The organism is Acidovorax sp. FG42 (assembly GCF_057809195.1).
The window spans coordinates 59870-81508 of the sequence record NZ_JBMDJM010000013.1; the positions used below are offsets into that span (position 1 = coordinate 59870).

The 21639-nt window shown below is 64.7% G+C and carries 15 protein-coding genes and 3 tRNA genes; 13 read left to right on the forward strand and 5 right to left on the reverse strand.

Going from position 1 to position 21639, the window contains the following annotated elements:
• The first annotated feature begins 13 nt into the window (after positions 1-13).
• The 10 genes from ACODSM_RS14495 (at position 14) to ACODSM_RS14540 (ending at position 9114) form a co-directional block, all read left to right on the forward strand.
• Positions 14-994 carry a Bug family tripartite tricarboxylate transporter substrate binding protein gene (locus tag ACODSM_RS14495; protein WP_488805748.1) on the forward strand — a complete coding sequence of 327 codons (981 nt, stop codon included), beginning with the start codon at positions 14-16 and terminating at the stop codon, positions 992-994.
• A 78-nt stretch (positions 995-1072) separates the two neighbouring features.
• Positions 1073-2053 (forward strand): Bug family tripartite tricarboxylate transporter substrate binding protein, encoded by a 981-nt coding sequence (locus ACODSM_RS14500; RefSeq protein WP_488805749.1) that lies wholly within the window; start codon positions 1073-1075, stop codon positions 2051-2053.
• A 114-nt stretch (positions 2054-2167) separates the two neighbouring features.
• Entirely contained in the window at positions 2168-4171 is a 2004-nt protein-coding gene (gene uvrC / locus ACODSM_RS14505) for an excinuclease ABC subunit UvrC (RefSeq protein WP_488805750.1), read from the forward strand.
• A 43-nt stretch (positions 4172-4214) separates the two neighbouring features.
• The gene (gene pgsA / locus ACODSM_RS14510) at positions 4215-4781 is read left to right on the forward strand and encodes a CDP-diacylglycerol--glycerol-3-phosphate 3-phosphatidyltransferase (RefSeq protein ID WP_488805751.1); all 567 of its coding nucleotides are present in this window, start codon (positions 4215-4217) and stop codon (positions 4779-4781) included.
• Positions 4782-4851: 70 nt separating this feature from the next.
• Positions 4852-5946, forward strand: coding sequence for a tartrate dehydrogenase (locus ACODSM_RS14515; protein ID WP_488805752.1), 1095 nt, complete (start codon positions 4852-4854; stop codon positions 5944-5946).
• Between the two features lie 301 nt (positions 5947-6247).
• Entirely contained in the window at positions 6248-6520 is a 273-nt protein-coding gene (locus ACODSM_RS14520) for an HU family DNA-binding protein (RefSeq protein ID WP_008906675.1), read from the forward strand.
• A gap of 15 nt (positions 6521-6535) precedes the next feature.
• Positions 6536-6611: transfer RNA gene (locus ACODSM_RS14525), tRNA-Val, on the forward strand.
• 60 nt (positions 6612-6671) lie between these two features.
• Positions 6672-8600 (forward strand): SurA N-terminal domain-containing protein, encoded by a 1929-nt coding sequence (locus ACODSM_RS14530; protein ID WP_060985364.1) that lies wholly within the window; start codon positions 6672-6674, stop codon positions 8598-8600.
• Between the two features lie 49 nt (positions 8601-8649).
• Positions 8650-8725: transfer RNA gene (locus tag ACODSM_RS14535), tRNA-His, on the forward strand.
• A gap of 185 nt (positions 8726-8910) precedes the next feature.
• Complete coding sequence (locus tag ACODSM_RS14540; RefSeq protein ID WP_291447646.1) at positions 8911-9114, forward strand: hypothetical protein; 204 nt, start codon at positions 8911-8913, stop codon at positions 9112-9114.
• Positions 9115-9251: 137 nt separating this feature from the next.
• On the opposite strand, the gene ACODSM_RS14545 is transcribed toward ACODSM_RS14540, so the two are convergent.
• Positions 9252-9328, reverse strand: a tRNA-Arg gene (locus tag ACODSM_RS14545).
• Positions 9329-9519: 191 nt separating this feature from the next.
• On the opposite strand from ACODSM_RS14545, the gene ACODSM_RS14550 reads away from it, so the two are divergent.
• Positions 9520-11259 carry a cation:proton antiporter gene (locus ACODSM_RS14550; RefSeq protein WP_488805753.1) on the forward strand — a complete coding sequence of 580 codons (1740 nt, stop codon included), beginning with the start codon at positions 9520-9522 and terminating at the stop codon, positions 11257-11259.
• Between the two features lie 190 nt (positions 11260-11449).
• Here the strand turns inward: ACODSM_RS14550 and ACODSM_RS14555 are convergent, their stop codons facing one another.
• The 4 genes from ACODSM_RS14555 to ACODSM_RS14570 form a co-directional block, all read right to left on the reverse strand.
• Positions 11450-13324: a M14 family metallopeptidase gene (locus ACODSM_RS14555; protein WP_488805754.1), complete on the reverse strand. Its 1875-nt coding sequence runs from the start codon at positions 13322-13324 to the stop codon at positions 11450-11452.
• A gap of 138 nt (positions 13325-13462) precedes the next feature.
• Entirely contained in the window at positions 13463-14551 is a 1089-nt protein-coding gene (locus ACODSM_RS14560) for an endonuclease/exonuclease/phosphatase family protein (protein ID WP_488805755.1), read from the reverse strand.
• Between the two features lie 45 nt (positions 14552-14596).
• A complete protein-coding gene (locus ACODSM_RS14565) occupies positions 14597-15310 on the reverse strand; it encodes a Rossmann-fold NAD(P)-binding domain-containing protein (protein WP_488805756.1) in 714 nt (237 codons plus the stop codon).
• Positions 15222-17009, reverse strand: coding sequence for a DEAD/DEAH box helicase (locus ACODSM_RS14570; RefSeq protein WP_110961182.1), 1788 nt, complete (start codon positions 17007-17009; stop codon positions 15222-15224). The genes ACODSM_RS14565 and ACODSM_RS14570 overlap by 89 nt, the downstream gene beginning before the upstream one ends.
• A gap of 298 nt (positions 17010-17307) precedes the next feature.
• Between ACODSM_RS14570 and ettA the strand changes: the two genes are divergently transcribed.
• Together ettA and ACODSM_RS14580 are read left to right on the forward strand one after the other, a co-directional pair.
• Complete coding sequence (gene ettA / locus ACODSM_RS14575) at positions 17308-18969, forward strand: energy-dependent translational throttle protein EttA (RefSeq protein ID WP_015014713.1); 1662 nt, start codon at positions 17308-17310, stop codon at positions 18967-18969.
• 59 nt (positions 18970-19028) lie between these two features.
• A complete protein-coding gene (locus ACODSM_RS14580) occupies positions 19029-21566 on the forward strand; it encodes a DUF1631 family protein (RefSeq protein ID WP_488805757.1) in 2538 nt (845 codons plus the stop codon).
• Positions 21567-21639: the final 73 nt, after the last annotated feature.

The window sequence follows — 21639 nt, forward strand, 5'->3', positions numbered from 1 at the left end:
AGGAGACAAAACCATGACCTTCCCCGCCCCACTGTCCCGCCGCCTCTTCACGGCTGCCGTGTTGTGCTCTGCCGCCTTTGCGGCGGGCGCGCAGGACAAATACCCCTCCAAGCCCATCACCGTGGTCGTGCCCCAGGCCGCAGGCGGTGCCAACGATGCCATTGCGCGCGTGGTGGCGCAAAAGCTGGGTGAGCAACTGGGCCAGAGCGTGATCGTGGAGAACCGCCCTGGTGCGGGCGGCACACTGGCGACCGGCGCCACGGCCCGAGCTCGCAACGACGGCTATACGTTGCTGCTCACAGCCGACAGCGCCCACGTGATTGGTCCCGCGCTCTACAAGAATCCCGGCTTTGATCCCGTGAAGGACTTTGCCCCCGTGGCGCCCGTGGCGACTGCGGGCTATGTGCTGGTGGCGCACCCTTCGTTCCCCGCCAACACCGTGGCCGAAATGGTGTCCCTGGCCAAGGCCAACCCCGGCAAGTATTCGATTGCCTCGGCGGGCAATGGCACGCTGAACCACCTGATCGGCGAAATGCTGCAAAAGGCCGCAGGCATCCAGTTGCAACACATTCCCTACAAGGGCTCCGCCGCTGCCGCCACCGACGTGGTGGGCGGACAGGTGCCGCTGTCGGTGCAAAGCCTGCCGTCGGCCATTGCGTTCATCAAGGCGGGCAAGCTCAAGGTGTTGGGCGTGGTCAATGAAAAGCGCGTGGCGGCGCTGCCCGACGCTCCCACCATTGGCGAGACGATCAAGGGCTTTGGCCAGGCGCCCTGGTATGCGCTGTTTGCCCCGGCCGGCACACCCGCGCCCATCGTCGCGCAACTGCAGGCCGAGGTGGCCCGCGCGCTGGAGCACAAGGATGTGGTCGAGAAACTGGCCACCGTGGGTTGTGAGCCCTTCAAGGGCACGGCGGCGCAACTGGCGGCGCTGGTGCAGTCCGACCTGCCCAAGTGGAGCCGCGTGGTCAAGGAAACGGGCGCCACGGTCGATTGACCGCGCTTCTTTCTTTGCACCCAACGGTTCCTCGCTTTTCAGATTTTTGACAACAACGACAACGGAGACATCGCTTTCATGACAACCACCCGCAAGCAGTTCACCACCCTGGCCCTCGCCGCGCTGGCCACGGGCTTTATCGGCCACGCAGCGGCGCAGGGCGCCTACCCCTCCAAGAACGTGACCCTGGTGGTGCCCACCGCCGCAGGCGGCACCACCGACCTGTCGGCCCGCATGCTGGCGCAGGCCCTGGCGCCGGTGCTGGGCCAGTCGGTCATCGCAGACAACAAGGGCGGGGGCAACGGCAACATTGCGGCCAGCGCCGTCAAGCGGGCTGAGGCCGATGGGTACACGCTGCTGATGCAGTACTCGGGCTACCACGTCATCTCGCCCCACATCACCAAGCAAAAGCAGTGGGAGCAGAGCGACTTCCAGCCCGTGGCCAACGTCATCTCCGCCCCGCAGATCATTGTGGTGCGGGCCGACCTGCCAGTGAAGACGCTGCCCGAGCTGATCGCCTACGCCAAGGCCAACCCCGGCAAGCTCAACTACGCCTCGTCGGGCAACGGCTCGCTGCAGCACGTCACGGGTGCGATGCTGGAGCAGCAGGGCGGCATCAAGATGGTCCACGTGCCCTACAAAGGCACGGGCCCCGCGCTGCAGGACCTGCTGGGCGGCCAGGTAGACCTGACCTTTGGCACTGCACCGCCGTTCATGCCCCACATCGCCAGCGGCAAGCTGCGCGTGCTGGCCGTGACGGGCAAGCAGCGCCTGCCCAGCCTGCCCGATGTGCCCACCACGGCCGAAGCGGGCTACCCCAAGGTCGATGCCACCTCGTGGTTTGCGGTGTTTGCCCCGGCCGGCGTACCCAAGGCCGTGGTGGACAAGCTCACGGCCGATATCCGCACCGTGGTGCAGAACGCAGCCTTCCAGCAAAAGGCGCAGGAGCAGGGCGCCACGGCCGACTACCAGACCCCGGCGCAGCTGGGTGACAAGGTGAAGGCCGATCTGGCCAACTGGGCGCAGGTGGTGAAGACCTCGAAGATCGAGGCGGAGTGACCGAGGGGCGGTGTTTTTGATCAAAATGGCTGCAAGCGCTGGTTGAATATGCGCTGGCAGCTATTTTTTTGATAGTGAATGGGGCAGGCGGCGCCCGAGGCCACAATACGCGCCATGTCTGATGTGCATTCCGAAGAACTCCTGGCGCAGGTGGCTGCGCTGCCCGCCTTGCCGGGCGTGTACCGCTATTTCGACGCGCAGGATGCGCTGCTGTATGTGGGCAAGGCGCTCAACCTCAAGCGCCGGGTGTCCAGCTACTTCCAGAAGAACCATGGCGGCACACGCATCGGTCACATGGTCAGCAAGATCGTGCGCATGGAGACCACGGTGGTGCGCTCCGAGGCCGAGGCGCTGCTGCTGGAAAACAACCTCATCAAGACGTTGAACCCCAAGTTCAACATCCTGTTCCGCGACGACAAGAGCTACCCCTACCTCAAGATCACCGGCACGCCGGGCGCCCACACGCGGGGTGACGCGCCGGGCCAGGTGTTTCCGCGCATGGCGTACTACCGGGGCGCGGTCGATAAAAAGCACCGCTACTTCGGCCCGTACCCCAGCGCCTGGGCCGTCAAGGAAACCATCCAGCTGCTGCAAAAGGTCTTCCGGCTGCGCACCTGCGAAGACACCGTGTTTGCCAACCGCACGCGGCCCTGCCTGCTGTACCAGATCAAGCGCTGCACCGGGCCCTGTGTGGACCTGATTTCGCCGGAGGCCTATGCCGCCGACGTGCAGCATGCTGAGGCGCTGCTGCGTGGTGAAACGCAGGAGCTGCTGCAGGCGCTGGAGGTGCGGATGATGGCGCACTCTGACAAGCTCGAATTCGAGCAGGCGGCCGAAGTGCGCAACCAGATCCAGGCTCTGTCGCGCGTTCTGCACCAGCAGTCCATCGAGACGGTGGATGACAAGGATGTAGACATCCTCGCCGTGCGCGTTCAAGGCGGCCGCGCCTGCGTCAACCTGGCTATGGTGCGCGGCGGCCGTCACTTGGGGGATAGGCCGTACTTTCCGGTGCATGTGGAAGATGCGGCGGCGGTGTTTGAGGAAGAGGGCGGCGATGGCGCAGACGAGGCGGTGGCTACCCCGTCTCGCCCCGCGCGCCCGGTGGAGGCGCTGGTGCTCGAAGCCTTCATTGCCCAGCACTACATCGGCGTGCCCGTGCCGCCGTTGCTGGTGACCAGCGTGCCCGTGGACAAAGCCTTGTTGGATGCGCTGACCGAGCAAAGTGGCCTGCGCGTGAACGCGATCCATCAGCCCCGTGAACAGCGCCGCGCCTGGCTGGATATGGCGCAGAAGAACGCCGACCTGCAATTGGCGCGGCTGCTGGCCGAGGAGGGCTCGCAGCAGGCCCGCACGCGGGCCCTGGCCGAGGCTCTGGACCTGCCGCCTGAAGACCTGGACCAGCTCACCATCGAGTGTTTCGACATTTCGCACACGGCCGGCGAATCCACGCAGGCATCGTGCGTGGTGTTCCACCACCACAAGATGCAGAGCAGCGAATACCGCCGCTACAAGATCGAAGGCATCACCGGTGGAGACGACTACGCCGCGATGCGCCAGGTGCTCACACGCCGCTACAGCAAGGTGGTGGAGGCGCAGCGCGAGGAGGGGGGCATCGACTTTGCCGCACCCGACGCGGAAGCTGGCGCGCCCACCCGCAAAGGGGCTGCACGCCTGCCCGACCTGGTGCTCATCGACGGCGGCAAGGGCCAGGTGGGCGTGGCGCGCGAGGTGTTCACCGCGCTGGGGCTCGACCTGACCCGCATCGTGGGCGTGGAGAAAGGCGAAGGCCGCAAGGTGGGGCTGGAAGAACTGGTCTTTGCCGATGGGCGTGAGAAGGTCTACCTGGGCAAGGACTCGGCCGCACTCATGCTGGTGGCCCAGATCCGCGACGAGGCGCACCGCTTTGCCATCACCGGCATGCGCGCTGCGCGCGCCAAGGTGCGTGTGGGCGGTGGGCAGCTCGAAGAAATTGCGGGCGTGGGCCCCAAGAAGCGTGCGCGGCTGCTGCAGCGCTTTGGCGGGGTGCGTGGCGTGGCAGCGGCCAGTGTCGAGGACCTGGCGACCGTCGATGGCATCTCACGCGAGTTGGCAGAAGAAATTTACAAGGCCCTGCGATAAGCCCCGCACCGGTCCACGGCCGCGCCGTGACACAATCGCCGCCATGTTCTGGACTATCCCCACCTTGATGACCTGGACGCGCATCGTCGCGATACCTTTGATCGTGGGGGTGTTCTACGCGCCACTGGACCCGGCCACGCGCAACCTCATCGCCACGGTGATGTTCATCGTGTTTGCCGCCACGGACTGGCTGGACGGCTACCTGGCCCGCAAGCTCAACCAGACCTCGTCCTTCGGCGCGTTCCTCGACCCGGTGGCCGACAAGTTTCTGGTGTGTGCATCGCTGCTGGTGCTGGTGCATCTGCAGCGTGCCGATGTGTTCGTGGCGCTCATCATCATCGGCCGCGAGATTGCGATTTCGGCGCTGCGCGAATGGATGGCGCAGATCGGTGCGAGCAAGAGCGTCGCCGTGCACATGATCGGCAAAGTGAAGACCACGGTGCAGATGCTGGCCATCCCCTTCCTGCTGTACGACGGGCGCCTGTTCGGCGTGATCGACACGGGCGTGTGGGGCACCTGGCTCATCTGGGCGTCGGCGGTGCTCACCGTCTGGTCGATGGTGTACTACCTGCAGAAGGCGTTGCCCGAGATCCGGGCGCGCGTCAAATAATTTTCAAGTCTTTGATGTCTGAAGCGCTAGTGAGATAAGCGCAGGCAGCTATATTTTCAGGAGCATCTGAATGGCGAAGCATCGCATTGCAGTCATTGCCGGTGATGGCATTGGCAAAGAGGTCATGCCCGAGGGCCTCCGCGTTCTGGACGAGGCCGCCCGCAAGTTTGGCATTGACCTGCATTTCGACCACTTCGACTTTTCGAGCTGGGACTACTACGAAAAGCACGGCAAGATGCTGCCCGACAACTGGAAGGACCAGATCGGCGGCCATGAGGCCATCTACTTCGGCGCGGTGGGCTGGCCCGACAAGATCGCCGACCATGTCTCGCTCTGGGGCTCGCTGCTGCTGTTCCGCCGCGAGTTCGATCAGTACATCAACCTTCGGCCCGCGCGCCTCATGCCGGGCGTGATCGCCCCTGTGGTGCGCCGTGACGGCAGCCCGCGCCTGCCCGGCGAGATCGACATGCTGATCGTGCGCGAGAACACCGAAGGCGAATACTCCAGCATCGGTGGCCGCATGTACGAAGGCACTCCGCGCGAGATCGTGATGCAGGAGACAGTGATGTCGCGCCATGGCGTGGACCGCGTGCTCAAGTTCGCGTTTGAGCTGGCCCAGTCTCGCCCCAAGAAGCACCTGACCAGCGCCACCAAGTCCAACGGTATCGCCATCACCATGCCCTACTGGGACGAGCGCGTGGCCGAGATGGCCAAGGCCTATCCCGATGTGAAGGTGGACAAGTTCCACATCGACATCCTCACGGCCCACTTCGTGCAGCGCCCCGACTTCTTTGATGTAGTGGTGGCCAGCAACCTGTTTGGCGACATCCTTTCCGACCTGGGACCGGCCTGCACCGGCACCATCGGCATCGCGCCCAGCGCCAACCTCAACCCCACACGCACCATGCCGTCGCTGTTCGAGCCCGTGCACGGCTCGGCGCCTGACATCGCAGGCAAGGGCATCGCCAACCCCATCGGGCAGATCTGGTGCGGCGCCATGATGCTGGACTTCCTGGGGTACCGCGCTGCGCACGACGCTGTGCTGGCCGCGATTGAGGCCGTTTTGCAACCCGGTAGTGGTGCTCCTCGCACCCCGGATCTGGGTGGCACGGGCAGCACGCAGGATGTGGGCAAAGCCATCGCGCAGGCGCTCACAGCCCGTTGAGTACGGCTGGCTGCGGGGTGTCAATACGGAATGCTGCCCATACGGCGTGTTTGAGACAAAAACGCCCGCCAAGCCCTGTCGCAGCGTGAAATACGACTAGAATTCAAAACATCGCTGACGCAAAACAGCGTGTTGTATTGACACTCTGAAACTCGATGGCTTTAATCTGATGCAGCAGCCACTGCTGTGTATGCCAGTCATTCCCCCGCTTGTTCTCCACCAGCCCCCGGCTGTGCTTGCAAGCGTGTGAAGACCAGATATCCGCGAGACATTCCATTAACTCTTTTCCGAGAGGCTTCTTGTGAACAAAACCGAATTGATCGAGCACATCGCTACCAACGCCGACATCTCCAAGGCCGCTGCTGCGCGTGCCCTGGAATCCACGATCGAGGCCGTCAAGAAGACTCTCAAGAAGGGCGGCACCGTGTCGCTCGTCGGTTTCGGTACTTTTGCCGTGGGCAAGCGTGCTGCCCGCACCGGTCGCAATCCCCGCACTGGCGCTACGATTAAAATCAAAGCTGCTAAAGTTCCAAAGTTCCGTCCTGGCAAGGCATTGAAAGACGCCTTGAACTGAGGATCAGTTTAGGTAGGGTCCTTAGCTCAGTTGGTAGAGCGGCTCCTTTACACGGAGTAGGTCGGCGGTTCGAGACCGTCAGGACCCACCACCACCGAACAAAGGCGAACGCAAGTTCGCCTTTTGTTTTTTGTCTTCTGAAAGATCGACCATGTTTGAATCCATCCGCAAGCACTCCAAGATCGTGATGATCTTCTTGTTCTTGCTGATCATTCCTTCGTTTGTGCTGGTAGGCATCGACCGCAACTATTTCTCTGAAAAGAGCCCGGTAGTGGCCCGTGTCGATGGCAACAACATCAACCAGACGGACTGGGACAATGCCCATCGCATGGAGACCGACCGCATTCGTGCCCAGTCTCCCTCGGTCGATCCCAAGTTGCTGGACTCTCCCAGTGCCCGCTATGCCACGCTGGAGCGCCTGGTGCGTGACCGCGTGCTGGCAGCTGCGGCGCAAAAGATGCACCTTGTGACCAGCGATGCCCGCCTGGCCCGCAGCCTGCAGGAAATCCCTGCGATTGCAGGGCTGAAGCGCCCGGACGGCACGCTCGATGCTGACGCCTACCGCGCCCTGGTGGCCGCGCAAGGCCTGACACCCGAAGGGTTTGAAGCCAATGTGCGCCGCGACATCTCGGTGAACCAGGTGATGGGTGGTGTGATGAGCACTGCATTTGGTACCGATGCCCAGGTCAAGCTCGCGCTCGACGCTTTGTACGAGCGCCGCGAGATCCAGGTTGCGCGCTTCAATGCCACCGACTTCGCCAGCAAGGTTACCCCCACGGATGCGGACCTGGAGGCTTACTACAAAGCCCATCCTGCCCAGTTCCAGCAACTGGAACAGGCAGCCATCGAGTACGTGGTGCTCGATCTCGACAGCGTGCGTGCCTCCATCACCCTGGGTGAAGACGACCTGCGGACCTACTACAAAGAGAACGTGGCTCGCATGACGGCGAAGGAAGAGCGCCGCGCGAGCCACATCCTGGTGAATGCTCCCAAGGATGCATCCGCTGCAGATCGCGAGAAGGCCAAGGCCCGTGCCACCGAGCTGCTGGCCCAGGTGCGCAAGGCGCCAGGCACCTTTGCCGAAGTCGCGAAGAAGTCCTCTGACGACAAGGGCTCTGCCACTGCGGGCGGTGACCTGAATTTCTTTGCCCGGGGTGCCATGGTCAAGCCCTTCGAAGAGGCTGCTTTTGCGCTGAAGAAAGGCGAAATCAGCGACCTGGTGGAGACCGAGTTTGGGTACCACATCATCCAGCTCACCGATATCAAGACACCCCGTCAGCCCACGTTTGAAGAACTGCGCCCCACCATGGAGGCAGAGCTCAAACAGCAACAGGCGCAGCGCAAGTTTGCCGAGGTGGCAGAAGCCTTCACCAACGGTGTGTATGAGCAGGCGGACAGCCTCCAGCCGGTGGCGGACAAGCTCAAGCTGAAGATCCAGACGGCCAAGGGCGTGACCCGGACCCCTGCCGCAGGTGCCAAGGGCCCGCTGGCCAATGCCAAGTTCCTCGAAGCGCTTTTCGCCACCGACTCGCTGCAGAACAAGCGCAACACCGAGGCGGTGGAAGTGGGCCCCAGCCAGATGGCTGCTGGCCGTGTGACCGCGTACACCCCTGCGCTGACGCTGCCGTATGACGAAGTGAAGGCCCGTGTCCGCACCTTGTATGTGGCTGAGAAATCTGCCGAACTCGCACGCAAGGAAGGCGAGGCCAAGCTAGCCGCATGGAAGGCCGCACCGTCTTCTGCCACTGGCCTGGCTGCAGCGACCGAGGTCTCTCGTGAACAAACCCAGAACCTGCCGCGCGCCCTCATCGACGCCGCGCTGCGAGCCCCCGCCGAGACACTTCCCGGCTGGACGGGCGTGGACTTGGGGACTGCCGGTTACGCCGTGGTCAAGGTCAACCGCGTGGTGCCGCGCCAGGCGCCGGATGCACAGCGTGCGCAGCAGGAGCGCCAACAATACGTGCAGTGGTTGGCCACGGCCGAGGGCTTGGCGTACTATGAACTGCTCAAGCAGCGCTTCAAGGTGCAGATCAAGGCGCCGCGCCCTGAGGCTGTGACGGCAGTCACTGCAGAAAATTAAGCGATTTGATGTCCGGGGCCAAAATCCCGGGCTATAATACAAAGCTACGGTGGCTGTAGCTCAGTTGGTAGAGTCCAGGATTGTGATTCCTGTTGTCGTGGGTTCGAGCCCCATCAGCCACCCCAAAACAGCAAAGCGCTGCAACAGAAATGTTGCAGCGCTTTTTGCTTTGGGGCTCAGGTTGTTGTCGTGCGCTTATCTATTTGCAGCCTCGCGGACTAAATAGGTTTTCTCCATCAATAACCCAGCCTTCAGCGCACCACAGTCCCGCACGGCGCATACTGCGTGCTTAACCTTTCGGGAGTTTCTGATGAGCCTTGTGATTCGCGACGCGTCGCCCAGTGAAAAACGCGGCAACGCCATGTCTGCGGCCTTGGCCAAAGAGCAACTTCAATACGCAGTCCAGATCGTGCGCGACGTGTTGCCGCAAAGCGCCGGCGATACGGCTCTGATCGGCGCCGTGGTCCAGGCCATCGCCATGAATTACGCTGCTGTGCCGCAGCCCAATCGCTAGGGTTGGGGCTGAGCGCGACGAAGTGTTTGATCCGCATCCGTCATCCAGCCCGTGCGCGCATTGCTTGGCTGTTCCACACTCGTCAGAACGGATTGATTGGTATGAGTGGGGAGATTGAAAGCTACCAGCTGGGCGGCTGGCCTGCCCGGAGGGACTCGAACCCCCGACCTATAGCTTAGAAGGCTATTGCTCTATCCAGTTGAGCTACGGGCAGATGGATGTTGGCCGGCTGTGTGGCCGGACGGGCTTGCGGAGTGTCCGCAACTGCTTGGCGCAGGGCGCTAATCATACCCGCCCTGACCGGTGCTCCTGGCGCTGCCGCCGGGGCGATTTTGCTGCCGGGACGGTGATGCGGTTATAACCGGGTCATCCCCTCGTTTTGCCTGCCCTCTGGAGCATTTGCCCATGCCACACAGCGTCACGCTGATCCACACCATTGCTGCCGCCTTGGGCTTAGCGCTGGTGCTGGGCTTTCTGGCCGCCCGTTTGCGGCTGCCAGCCCTGGTGGGGTATTTGCTGGCGGGGGTGGCCATCGGCCCGTTCACTCCTGGTTTTGTTGCCGATGCAGCCTTGGCCAGCCAGTTGGCGGAGATCGGCGTGATGCTGCTGATGTTTGGCGTAGGGCTGCATTTTTCTTGGGGCGACCTTCTGGCGGTGCGCAAGATTGCCGTGCCGGGCGCCGTGGTGCAGATGATGGTGGCGACGTCGCTCGGTATGGCATTGGCCCTGTGGTGGGGCTGGGGCATGGGGGGGGCTCTGGTGTTTGGTTTGGCGCTGTCGGTGGCCAGCACGGTGGTGCTGCTGCGTGCGCTGGAGACGCTGGGGATTCTGGACAGCTACACCGGTCGTATTGCGGTGGGCTGGCTGGTGGTGGAGGACCTGGCCATGGTGCTGGTGCTGGTGCTGCTACCACCGCTCGGGGGATGGCTGGGAGGCGGCTCCGGGGCCGACCTGGATGCCGCGCAGCTCTGGCGCACGCTCGGGTGGACGCTGCTGCAGGTGGGCGGGTTTGTGGCGCTGATGCTGCTGGTGGGGCGCAGGTTGTTTCCCTGGCTGTTGTGGCAAGTGGCGCGCACCGGGTCGCGTGAACTGTTCACGCTGTGTGTGGTGGCCGCGGCGGTGGGCATTGCGTTTGGCTCGGCAGCACTGTTTGGCGTGTCGTTTGCGCTTGGGGCCTTCTTTGCAGGCATGGTGATGCGGGAGTCCGAGTTCAGCCACCGTGCTGCGCACGAATCACTGCCGCTGCGCGATGCGTTTGCCGTGCTTTTTTTCGTGTCCGTCGGCATGCTGTTCAACCCGGCGGTCTTGTGGGAGCGTCCGCTGCAGGTGCTGGCGGTGGTTGCCATCATCATGCTGGGCAAGACCGTGGCCGCAGCGGGTCTGGTGCTGGCGTTCCGGTATCCGCTCAACACGGCGCTCACTGTATCGGCCAGTCTGGCGCAGATTGGGGAGTTCTCGTTCATTCTGGTCGCACTGGGATCTTCATTGGGCCTGCTGCCGCCGGAGGGGGCCAGTCTGGTGCTGGCGGGCGCCCTGTTCTCAATGGCGCTCAACCCGTTGTTGTTCCGTGCCATTGCACCGTTGCAAGACTGGCTGCGTGCCCGGTCCGCGTGGGCCAGACGGCTGGAGCAGCGTGATGACCCCCTGGCCGAGTTACCCACGACCACCGATTCGCGCTACCTCGCGCGGCAGGTGGTGCTGGTTGGTTACGGCCGGGTAGGGCGGCGTGTGGCGGCAACGCTGGTGGCCAACGATATTCCGTTTGTGGTGGCGGAGCAGAACCGGGAGCTGGTGGAAGCCTTGCGGGCCGATGGCGTGGCCGCCGTGTTTGGTGACGCGGTGGAGCCTGCCGTGCTGATACAGGCGCACATCGCGCGGGCCGCGATGCTGGTGGTGGCCACCCCGGACGCATTGCAGGTGCGCCAGATGATCGAGACCGCGCAGACCTTGAACCCGGGTGTAGACATCGTGGTGCGCAGCCACAATGAGGACGAGGCCCAACGACTGGTGCGGGAATGCAGCCACGCTCAGGTGTTCCTGGCAGAAGATGCCTTGGCGCAGGCCATGACACGCCACGTGCTAGAGCGTGCCCGGGAGCGTCAGTCCCGTGCCACGCGGCCTGCGCCACTGCACGGACCGGCGTGATGTGAGTCAAATCTGCCGGTTGCGCTAGAAGAATATGCCTGACCAGCTATTTTATTGATAGCAAATTGATAGCGGCACTCGGGGGGCAGCGCAGCTTCCGGACGGCGTCTTCACGGAGTGTCCCATCGGCCCCCGTTTGAGCAACAAATCCCAGTCTCACGCCCTGAACAGGTCGGCCTCACGGCGAGGGTCAATCCGTTTCTTCAAACACCAGAGAGGGCACAGCCATCACGCGTGCGCTCTGGCCCAGCTCCTGGATCAGGTGGTTGGCAAAGTAGCTGTTTTGCGTGTCGGGCTCCAGCGCAGCCACGGCCAAGTTGGCACGCGGCTGATTCAGCGGCACATAGAAGCTGCCAGCGGGCGCGTCGATGGCGCTGCGCTGGGTGGACACCTGGACGCGAACGATGTCGCCGCCACCAGCAATGGTGCCGATCACGTCCTGGCGGTTGCCGGCTTCGCGCGCGGTTTCGCGGTAGCTCTCGGCCAGCACGGAGCCTGGCTCTGCCACCCGCATGACCTGGATGCCGAGTTGGCGCAGGCGTTCCACAGCCGCACTGGCGTCCGCCGACAGCCAGTAGCCGCAGGGTCGCGCACGCACCTTGGTGTTGCGCAGCGTCAGCGATGAGTTCCAGTCCACGCGAATACTGCGGTCGGCGCCGGTCTCGGGGTCCAGAAAGTCCAGGTCGCGCTGGGTGGGGGTGGCCTCGGCCTCGATGACCACCTGGTCACGGCAGGCCAGGGCACTCACGTCGCGAGCCACGAACGAGCGCACCTGCTCCAGGTTGGCGGCGCGTTCGGCGGTGGTGCGCAGGGCGCTGGTGATGGCGGTGACCTGCGCATGCACGCGGCGCTGGATGTGCATGCGGCCAATGCCCACACCCCGGGTCTCGATCAGCAGGCTGACCGTGTTTTTCAGGCCGTGGACGTTACGCCCCGTGTCGGGCTGGGTGCCGCCCATGGAGATGCGCTTGTCCTGCAGGTTGGTCGAGGTGGTGTAGTACCAGTCACTCGTCAGACCCTGGGCCTTGAGGGCGGCCACCATGGGCTGGTGAAACCACTCCTGCGACGCCTTGGTGAGGAACTCGGGGTAGTTGGCGGTGGTGGTGTATTGCAGCAGCGCGTCGTAGCGCTGGATGGCGTTGAACTTCTGCAGATAGCGGCCCACCACGGTGTATTCGTGGGCGTCCACGACGAGGATGGGGCGGTAGTCGTTGATGACCTGCGCCAAGGCGCGGGCTTCGGGGGTATTGAGCAACAGGTGGTCGCGGTTCATGTCCACGCCGTTGGCAGTAACGCGCGTGCCCACCTCGGCGCCATCAGGGTTGGCGCGGGGCACCACCACCACGTTGATGCGGTCCAGCAGCGGTTCAAGAAGGCCCTGGGCCAGTTCGCGGCTGATGACCAGCAGGGCTTCACTGCCGGCGGGTTCGTCGCCATGCTGCTGCCCGATCAGTACGACGGTGGGGCGGCCGCTCTTGTCCAGGCTGGCAGGGTCTGTGCCGGCAGCACGTGTGACCAGCAGGCCCTGGATGGGCTCGCCGCGCTGCGAGGTGCCGATCTGCAGCAACTGGGTGCGCGTGCCGCCACGGGGCACGCTGTCGCTCAGGCTGCGCAGCCATTGGCCCACCTCCGCATTGGTCGTGAAGGCCCTGCGGTCGGCCCCCAGACCGGGGGTGCTGTAGACCACCGACGGGTTGGGGAACCGCGCGGCCACTGCATCGCCATAGGGCGGAGCCATGGGCGCTTCGTCGCGCACCAGAAGCGGTGCGGATTGGGGCAGGGGGCTGGCCACCACGGCGGCGCGCTGTGGCGGCACCTGCGCGGGTGTCTGTTGTCCCAGCGGGGCGGGGACCACGGTGCCTTGCTGGACGCGCGGCAGTGGCGCGGGGGCGCTGCGCTGCTGGGCCGTTGGCGTGGAGGGCCAGGGCGGCAGCGGGGTGCTGCCGCAGGCTGTCAGCAGCAGCGCTGCCAGTGTGGCCGGAGCGGCCCAGCGCGTGATCCGTGGTTCAGGGCGTGAAAGCGGGGTGGCATCGGCGCGGCCGCGCTGGAATGTGTGCTGGGTCATGGTGTGGGCTGCCAGAGAGAGCCCCGGATGTGGGGCGAGTAGGGCGCTTTGTACGTGGATGTTACCTGCGCGCACCCGCCTCTCCTTGTCAGCGTACATCCCGTTGCAAACGCGTGGTGGCTTGGGCGGACCCCATGATCAGCGGGGGAGGTCGCTGGGGACGGTGGCGTCGGCGGGCGGCATGGATGCGCTCTGAGCCGGAGGCGGACTGGGCAGCTTCAACCGCAACAGGGCGCGCACAAAGCCGTGGTCCGAGCGCGTGCGGTCGCGTCCTTCATGCAGGTGGTCATTGAAATAATCCACCCGGCGCACATCACCCACGCTGTTGCGCCCGTTGGGCAGGAACTCCTCGCTGACCAGGATCTGGTCCAGCACGTAGGGGGCGCCCTGGTGGATGTGGGAGTAGGCCACGTCTTTTTTCAAGGCGAAATCTCCCTGCAGGTCGTACGCATTGAACAGTGCCACATCGCGGGCCGTCCGGTCGTAGGCAATGTCGGTGGTGGCGCAGATCAGTTGCGTGGTGACGCTGTCGGGGGTGTCGTTGAAGTCGCCCAGGACCACCAGGGGCACGCTGGTGCGGTGCAGCAGGTCGATCACCAGGCAACGCAGGGCCATGGCCTCGGCGCCACGCATGATCAGGGAGCGCAGCGAGGCCAGTGCGACCACCTTGCGGTCGTCCCGGTCCTCGGTCGGCTGGCCCAGGGCATCCTGCAGAAACTTGGGGCGCTTGGATTTGAGATGGGCGGTGAGGACGTTGAGGGTCTGGCCATGTTTCATCCGCAAGGTGGCCACAAGGGGCGGACGCTCAAAGCGCGTGTGTTGGCCAATGCCGGGCACGTCCACCTGAAAACCCGGGGGGAAGTCGGCGAAGGACTGCACAGCCTCGACCTTGAGCCGGGTGGCCAGGCCCACCCGGGGTGTGCCCTGCGCACCTTGCTGGGTGTCGTTGTTCTCGGCCCCTGGTACGGCGACAAAGTCGTAGCGCATGCCACCCCGGCCCAACGCCCCCTTGAAAGCCGCATCGTCCCAGACCTCCTGCACGGCCAGCACATCGGCGTTCAGTGCCCGAAAGCGCTCGCCCAGCCAGGTGATCTTGCGCTCAAACTCGGTCTGGCTGTAGGGGTCCTGGTTCTCGTAGAACAGGCGACCCGGGTTGGCCAGGTTGAGCACATTGCAGGTGGCCACCATCAGGGTGTCCAGCGGTTGGGGGAATTCGGTGGGGCGCATGGAGGGCGGGCAGCGTCGTTGTGGTCACAGGGCTGCAGCCGCCTGTCAGCCAGGCTGCAGCGCACGGCCGGACAGCACCTGCAGCCCGGGGCGGCCCGACTGTACGGCATGGACCAGCGCCCGGGCCACATCGGCGCCCGGGCGGGCGCGGTAGTCGGCGGGCAGGAGGGGGTTCAGCCACTGAAACAGCTTGAGTGACAGCGATTCGGCGGGCCGGTGGGCCTGCTGCAGCGCCCGGCGCTCGCCCATGAGCAGGGAGGGGCGCGCGATGACCAGTGTCTCGAAACCCAGCTGCTGCAGGTCGCGCTCTACCTCGCCTTTGACGCGGTTGTAAAAAATGCGCGACTGCGCGTTGGCCCCCATGGCGGTGACGACTCCGCAACGGGTCGCGCCAGCCGCACGCGCAGCGCGGGCCGTGGCCATCACGGCGTCGTAGTCCACCGCGCGGAACGCGCTTTGGCTGCCTGCTGCAGCCATGGTGGTGCCCAGGGTGATGTAGACGTCATCCACCGGGGGCAAAGCAGGCATCGCCGCAAAATCCACCGCATGCAGTTGCAGGCGGGGATGGGTCAGCGCGGGGGCTCGCCGCCCCTTGGCATGCAGCACATGGACCGTGGTGCCCGAGGTCTCGGGCGCGCCCGCTGCGGGGGCAGAAGGCGCCGTGCGTGACTCAGCGGTTAAAAGAGCCGCGAGGACCGCCTGGCCCACGAGACCCGTTGCCCCGGCCACCACCGCCACCCGCGCCTGATCCGCCGCCATAGCCACCACCTCCAGAGTTGCGATACCCACCGCCACCACCACGGCGACCGCGTTCAGCCATGCTGTCCACGCTGGTGCGCATGGGGTCGGGCTGACCGCCCGCACCATGGCCCGAGCTGCGATGGCCTGGATTGCTGTGACCCAGGTGGGTGCCCAGGTGCGCATTGGCGCGGGGGGGTTGTGCGTCATCGTAGCGATGGCCGCCACCGCCCTCTGGGCGTGGGCCCCGGCTGCGTGCTGGTGCCTGGGATGCGCCGTCACGCGGGCCGCCGCGACCACCACCTTGTCCGCCACGGCCGCCACCGGCCGGGCCCTGGGCGTTGCGGGGCGCGCCGCCGCCGGAGCGGCCACCGCCGCCATTGCCGGCACGAGGGCCGCGCTCGCCGCCGCCACCCTGGCCGCCGCCTTGGCTGGCCTTGTTGGTGCGGATGCGTTCCATCATTTCGGTGCGGGCGGCCTTGGCAGCAGCCTGCATCACGTCACGGCTCGGGGGCTTGCCTGCGCCGCCCCAGATGGTCTGGCGGCCCATGGCGATGGGCTCGGCCTTTTCACCAGGCTCGGGGCCAAAGCCTTCGATGACTTGCACGGGGATCTGCTGCTTGGTGAAGCGCTCGATGTCCATCATGAAGCCTTCTTCGTCCATGCAGACCAAGCTCACGGCCTCGCCGGTAGCGCCAGCACGGCCCGTGCGGCCAATGCGGTGCACGTAGTCTTCAGGGACGTTGGGGATTTCGTAGTTGACGACGTGCGGCAGGTCATCAATGTCGATGCCGCGCGCAGCGATATCGGTGGCCACCAGGGCGCGGATCTCGCCGCTCTTGAAGCCTGCCAAGGCCTGCGTGCGGGCGCTCTGGCTCTTGTTGCCGTGCAGTGCCATCGCCTGCACACCGTTCTTGGTCAGGAACTCGGCCACGTTGTTGGCGCCGAACTTGGTGCGCGTGAACACCAGCACCTGGCTCCAGTTGTGCTGCTGGATGATGTGCAGCAGCACCTGCTTTTTCTTGCCGCGGCCCACGGGGTGAATCACCTGCGAGATGCGCTGCACCGTGGTGTTGCGCGGGGTGACCTGAATGCTCTGGGGGTTCTTGAGCAGGGTGTTGGCCAACTCGCGGATCTCATCGCTGAAAGTGGCCGAGAACAGCAGACTTTGCTTGTCCTTGGGCACCAGGGCCAACACCTTCTTCACATCGTGGATGAAACCCATGTCCAGCATGCGGTCGGCTTCGTCCAGCACCAGCACTTCTACCGTGGACAGGTCCAGAAAGCCCTGTTGCTGCAGGTCCAGCAGCCGGCCGGGGGTGGCCACCAGGATGTCCACGCCACGCTTGATGCGGTCGATCTGCGGGTTCATGCCCACGCCGCCGAAGACCACCGTGGAGTTGATGTCCAGGTACTTGCCGTATTCGCGCACAGATTCTTCGACCTGGGCGGCGAGTTCGCGGGTGGGCGTCAGCACCAGGGCGCGGATGCCCTTGCCGCCAAACTTGTTCTTGGGTGCAGTGCCTTGCGAGAGGCGGTGCAGCATGGGCAGGGTGAACGCAGCGGTCTTGCCGGTGCCAGTCTGCGCGCCGGCTAGAAGGTCGTGGCCTTCCAGAACAGCGGGAATGGCCTGGGCCTGAATGGGCGTGGGGGTTTCATAGCCCGTTTCGTGCACAGCCTTCAGGATGGCAGGAGCCAGGTTCAGTTCGTCAAATGTCATGTCATTGGATGCGCCCGTCCGGGGCGCTGGGTATCCGCCTGTCGTGCAACCGGGAGGTTGCCGAGCCAGTCTCAGGCTGATGAGGTTCAGGATTGGGAGCCCGGAAGCGTGGCTTCCTTCGTCCCCAGCAGTGTGCTGATGTGGCGGGCAACTGGAGCCCACAACGGGGGTATTGTCGCATGGACCGATAATCCAAGGTTTGAGAGCGCGTTCGGTGCCTTTTTGGATTGCTCCAAATGGTCCTCCAAACCCGCTCGGATGCAGACTTCCTGCCCACTTTCGCGAGCTAGAACCCTCCATGGCCCAATACGTTTATTCGATGAATCGCGTCTCCAAGACCGTGCCGCCCAAGCGGCAGATCTTGAAGGACATCTCCCTGAGCTTTTTCCCGGGCGCCAAGATCGGCGTGCTGGGTCTGAACGGCTCGGGCAAATCCACGCTGCTGAAGATCATGGCGGGCGTGGACAAGGAGATCGAGGGCGAGGCCATCCCGATGCCGGGCATCAAGATCGGCTACCTGCCCCAGGAGCCGCAGCTCAACAACGAGCACACGGTGCGCGAAAGCGTGGAAGAGGCCATGGGCGAAGTGTTTGCCGCCAAGGCCAAGCTCGAAGAGGTGTATGCCGCCTACGCCGAGCCCGATGCCGACTTTGACGCCCTCGCTGCAGAGCAGGCGCGCCTGGAAGCCATCATCGCCACGGCCGGCACAGACTCCGAGCACCAGCTCGAAATCGCGGCCGACGCACTGCGCCTGCCCCCATGGGATGCAAAGGTCGGCCTGCTCTCGGGGGGCGAGAAGCGCCGCATCGCACTGTGCCGCCTGCTGCTGTCCAAGCCCGACATGCTGCTGCTGGACGAGCCCACCAACCACTTGGACGCCGAGTCGGTGGATTGGCTAGAGCAGTTTCTGCACCGTTTCCCGGGCACCGTGGTGGCCATTACCCACGATCGCTACTTCCTGGACAACGCCGCCGAGTGGATTCTGGAACTGGACCGGGGCTACGGCATCCCCTACAAGGGCAACTACAGCACCTGGCTGGACCAGAAGCAGGCCCGCCTGGAGTCCGAGCAAAAGGGCGAAGAGGCCCGTGCCAAGGCCCTGAAGAAGGAACTGGAGTGGGTGCGCCAGAACGCCAAGGGCCGCCAGGCCAAGAGCAAGGCGCGTATCGCACGTTTTGAAGAACTGAGCGACTACGAATACCAAAAGCGCAACGAAACGCAGGAAATCTTCATTCCTGTGGCCGAGCGCCTGGGCACGCAGGTCATCGAGTTCAAGAACGTCACCAAGTCATTTGGCGACCGCGTGCTCATCGACAACCTGTCCATGAACATCCCAGCCGGCGCCATCGTCGGCATCATTGGCCCCAACGGTGCCGGTAAGTCGACCCTGTTCAAGCTCATCGCGGGTCGCGAACAGCCGGACAGCGGCGAGGTCGTGATCGGCTCGACCGTGAAGATGGCCTTTGTGGACCAGCACCGTGATGCCCTGTCGGACGACAAGACCGTGTGGGAAGACATCTCCGGCGGCTTGGACATGATCAACATCGGCAAGTTCACCATGGCCAGCCGCGCCTACGCAGGGCGCTTCAACTTCAACGGCGGCGACCAGCAAAAGAAGGTGGGCATGCTGTCGGGCGGTGAGCGCGGCCGACTGCACCTGGCCAAGACGCTGATCGCAGGCGGCAACGTGCTGCTGCTGGACGAACCCTCGAACGACCTGGACGTGGAAACGCTGCGCGCGCTGGAAGACGCTTTGCTTGAATACGCGGGTACAGTGTTGGTTATCAGCCACGATCGCTGGTTCCTGGACCGTATTGCCACGCACATCCTGGCCGCCGAAGGTGACAGCCAGTGGACGTTCTTTGACGGCAATTACCAGGAGTACGAAGCCGACAAGAAGAAGCGACTCGGTGAAGAGGGTGCAAAGCCCAAGCGGATGCGTTTCAAGGCCCTCAAATAAGGGCCGAGGTCAAGTAGGATTGCATCTGGAAACCTCTTGCCCGATTCCTCCCTCCCACCATGTCCCTGCCCGCCTCGCGTCTGAGAACCGTTTTCCGCGCCTGCGTTGTCAACGCCGTTCGCGGGGGCGAGGCCCTGATGGGGCAGCTCGTCAAGGTCACCCAGAGTGCCTTGACCAGCGAGGAGTCGGCTAGCCGCAACATCCAGCAGCGCAATTTGCTCAGCGATGCGCTGCGCCTGCTCAATGAGCACGAGGCAGCGCTGGTCAAGGGCTATCCCATGGCCCTGCTCGAAATCTTTGCCGAAGGCCCTGCAGTCGCCAAGGGGCGCAGTTCGGCCGACGACACCGGCATGGACTTTGGCGAGCTTTCGCTCATGGACGAAAGCGAGATGCAGGCCCAGGTGGAGCTATCCAAGGCCCAGCAGTCTGCGCTCCATGCCACGGACGCCGTGCTGGCAGAACTCAACACCCTGGTGAGCGCTGCGCAAGGTTTGCGCAGTGTGCAGCCTGAACGCAATCCGCTAAGGCCCGAGAGCTACATCCGCGCGCTGCAGCAGGTGGTGGGTGAGACCGGCGTTTCCGCAGAGGTCCGCCAGCTGTGGATGCAGCACATGCGCGACCTGCTGGGCAAACTGCTGGCCGAGGAATACAAAAAAACCGCCCAGAGCTTGCGCGAGCATGGCGTGCAGCCGGTGGGCTATGCGGTGCTCGGCACGCCTTCGGGCGGCGGACGCGGCGCAGGCCCCGGCACCGGTTACGGCGGGTCTGGCTACGGTGGCCCTGGCACGGGGTACGGAGGCGGCTATTCGGGCTATGGCCCGTCAATGAATGCGCCCATGGGCGACTATGGCAACACCGGCTACGGGCGTGGCATGGGTTCCAGCACGGGCTGGAGCGGCGAGTCGCAGCAAGGTGCCATGGTGCCCATGCCTGTGGATGCTGCTGAAGAGGCGCTGCTCACTGTCGGCATCCTGCGTCAGATGCTGGCGGGGGGTGATCCGTTTGCCCCGGCTCCTGTCTACGGAGCCGTGCCCGCACAGGCGGTGGTGGTGCCCAGCGGCGCGGGTCAGCCAGGCTGGGTGGACCCCCGTGCGGGAGCCGTCAGCGCCCAGTCATCGCTGGCAGGGGGCTACTACCCGTCAGGCGCAGCCGCCGAAGCGATTGAAGACATGGCCCAGCTGGAGCGTCTGGTGGGCCGACTGGCCGGGGGCGGCACGGTCAGCCAGCCCGGGTCCTTGCCCGTGCCCTTGGCCGGCTGGCGGGGGCCTGGCGTGGCACCGGTGGTCTATGCCGCCATGCCCATGGAGGCCGCAACCCAGTCCACCGCCATGGCGGTGGAGGTGGTGGGGCGCATGATGGCCAACATCGCGCAGGACGCCCGCTTGTTGCCTCCCGTGCAGCAGGCGGTCAAGAGCCTGGAGCCCGCGCTCAAGCAACTGGTGCACCACGACGGACGGTTTTTTACCGACAGCAATCACCCTGCACGCCGCCTGCTCGACGAGCTGACGCAACGCAGCCTGGCATTCACTGCAGAGACGGAGCCTGGTTTCAGTCGTTTCATGCGGCTGGTGACGGAGGCGGTGGGCCACCTGTCCGCCCATGAGGTCAAGGATGCGGGGCCCTTCGACACCGTGCTCAAGGCGCTGCAGTCGGCCTGGGACACTCAGGAACAAAAGATCAAGGCCCATCAGGAGGCCGAACAGAAAGCCAAGTTGCAGGCCGAGCAGCGCGAATTGCTGGCCGAGAAGATCGCAGCCGATATTCGCAAATTGCCCGATGTGGACAAAGTGCCGTCGGACGTACTGGATTTCGCGGCGGGCCCCTGGGCTGACGTGGTGGCGCTGGCGCAGGTGATGCGCGGCGATGATAGCCAGGACGACGACCCCAGTGGTTACCTGGCGCTGGTCCCGGTGCTGCTGTGGACGGCGCAGCCGGACCTTACCCGCCAGGAGACGGACCGCCTCAACGAGGCCATCCCTGGCCTGCTGGCCAAACTGCGCAAAGGGCTCAAGACCATCAACTACCCAGCGGTGCAGACCAGTGCTTTCTTGCAGCGGCTGGTGGCGTTACACCAGGCTGCTTTTGAAAAGCCGGCGCCAGCTGCCCTCGCACCGGCCCCTGCGGCCGAGCCCGAAGCGGTCTCCGAGGTGGCAGAACTGGCTGAACCGCCCGAGGCTTCCGCTCCTGCCCTGCAGGACAGCGCTCAGACCCCGCTGGACACCCCCGACCCTTATGCTGACTTTGTCATCGGGGCGTGGGTGGAACTGGTGACCAATGGCCGGGTGGTGCGCACCCAACTCACCTGGGCCAGCCCGCACGGCACCCTGTTTCTGTTCACTGCGCCCGATGCCAGCACCCAGTCCATGACCCGCCGCATGCGAGACAAGCTGGCGGCTGAAGGCTCGCTGCGCGTGGTGCCGGCCCAGCTTCCCAAACCCGCCAAGCCGGCGGCCCGCGCTTCGGGCGTTGCGGAGACGGGTGGGGCAGACCGCAAGTCGTCTGAGGGTCGTACGGGCTCTAGCTCCCGAATGGCGCCGCTGTCCAAGTCCGCTCCCCTGGCCCCGGCTTCGGGTGCCAAGACCCCCAAGAATCGCTGAGCGGAAAGACACCTGCGCTGCGGGTGGCTCTTTGAGTGCTGCCAGCGGCCTTGTGCCACTGGCCACTGAAGCC

Bases quoted from the DNA above. Each gene is read 5' to 3' on its own strand.
- ACODSM_RS14555 (WP_488805754.1), bottom strand. From the start codon at position 13,324: ATGACCCAGCACACATTCCAGCGCGGCCGCGCCGATGCCACCCCGCTT.
- ACODSM_RS14565 (WP_488805756.1), bottom strand. From the start codon at position 15,310: ATGGCGGCGGATCAGGCGCGGGTGGCGGTGGTGGCCGGGGCAACGGGT.
- ACODSM_RS14515 (WP_488805752.1), top strand. From the start codon at position 4,852: ATGGCGAAGCATCGCATTGCAGTCATTGCCGGTGATGGCATTGGCAAA.
- ACODSM_RS14500 (WP_488805749.1), top strand. From the start codon at position 1,073: ATGACAACCACCCGCAAGCAGTTCACCACCCTGGCCCTCGCCGCGCTG.
- ACODSM_RS14495 (WP_488805748.1), top strand. From the start codon at position 14: ATGACCTTCCCCGCCCCACTGTCCCGCCGCCTCTTCACGGCTGCCGTG.
- ACODSM_RS14560 (WP_488805755.1), bottom strand. From the start codon at position 14,551: ATGCGCCCCACCGAATTCCCCCAACCGCTGGACACCCTGATGGTGGCC.
- ACODSM_RS14540 (WP_291447646.1), top strand. From the start codon at position 8,911: ATGAGCCTTGTGATTCGCGACGCGTCGCCCAGTGAAAAACGCGGCAAC.
- uvrC (WP_488805750.1), top strand. From the start codon at position 2,168: ATGTCTGATGTGCATTCCGAAGAACTCCTGGCGCAGGTGGCTGCGCTG.
- pgsA (WP_488805751.1), top strand. From the start codon at position 4,215: ATGTTCTGGACTATCCCCACCTTGATGACCTGGACGCGCATCGTCGCG.
- ACODSM_RS14580 (WP_488805757.1), top strand. From the start codon at position 19,029: ATGTCCCTGCCCGCCTCGCGTCTGAGAACCGTTTTCCGCGCCTGCGTT.
- ACODSM_RS14570 (WP_110961182.1), bottom strand. From the start codon at position 17,009: ATGACATTTGACGAACTGAACCTGGCTCCTGCCATCCTGAAGGCTGTG.
- ettA (WP_015014713.1), top strand. From the start codon at position 17,308: ATGGCCCAATACGTTTATTCGATGAATCGCGTCTCCAAGACCGTGCCG.
- ACODSM_RS14550 (WP_488805753.1), top strand. From the start codon at position 9,520: ATGCCACACAGCGTCACGCTGATCCACACCATTGCTGCCGCCTTGGGC.
- ACODSM_RS14530 (WP_060985364.1), top strand. From the start codon at position 6,672: ATGTTTGAATCCATCCGCAAGCACTCCAAGATCGTGATGATCTTCTTG.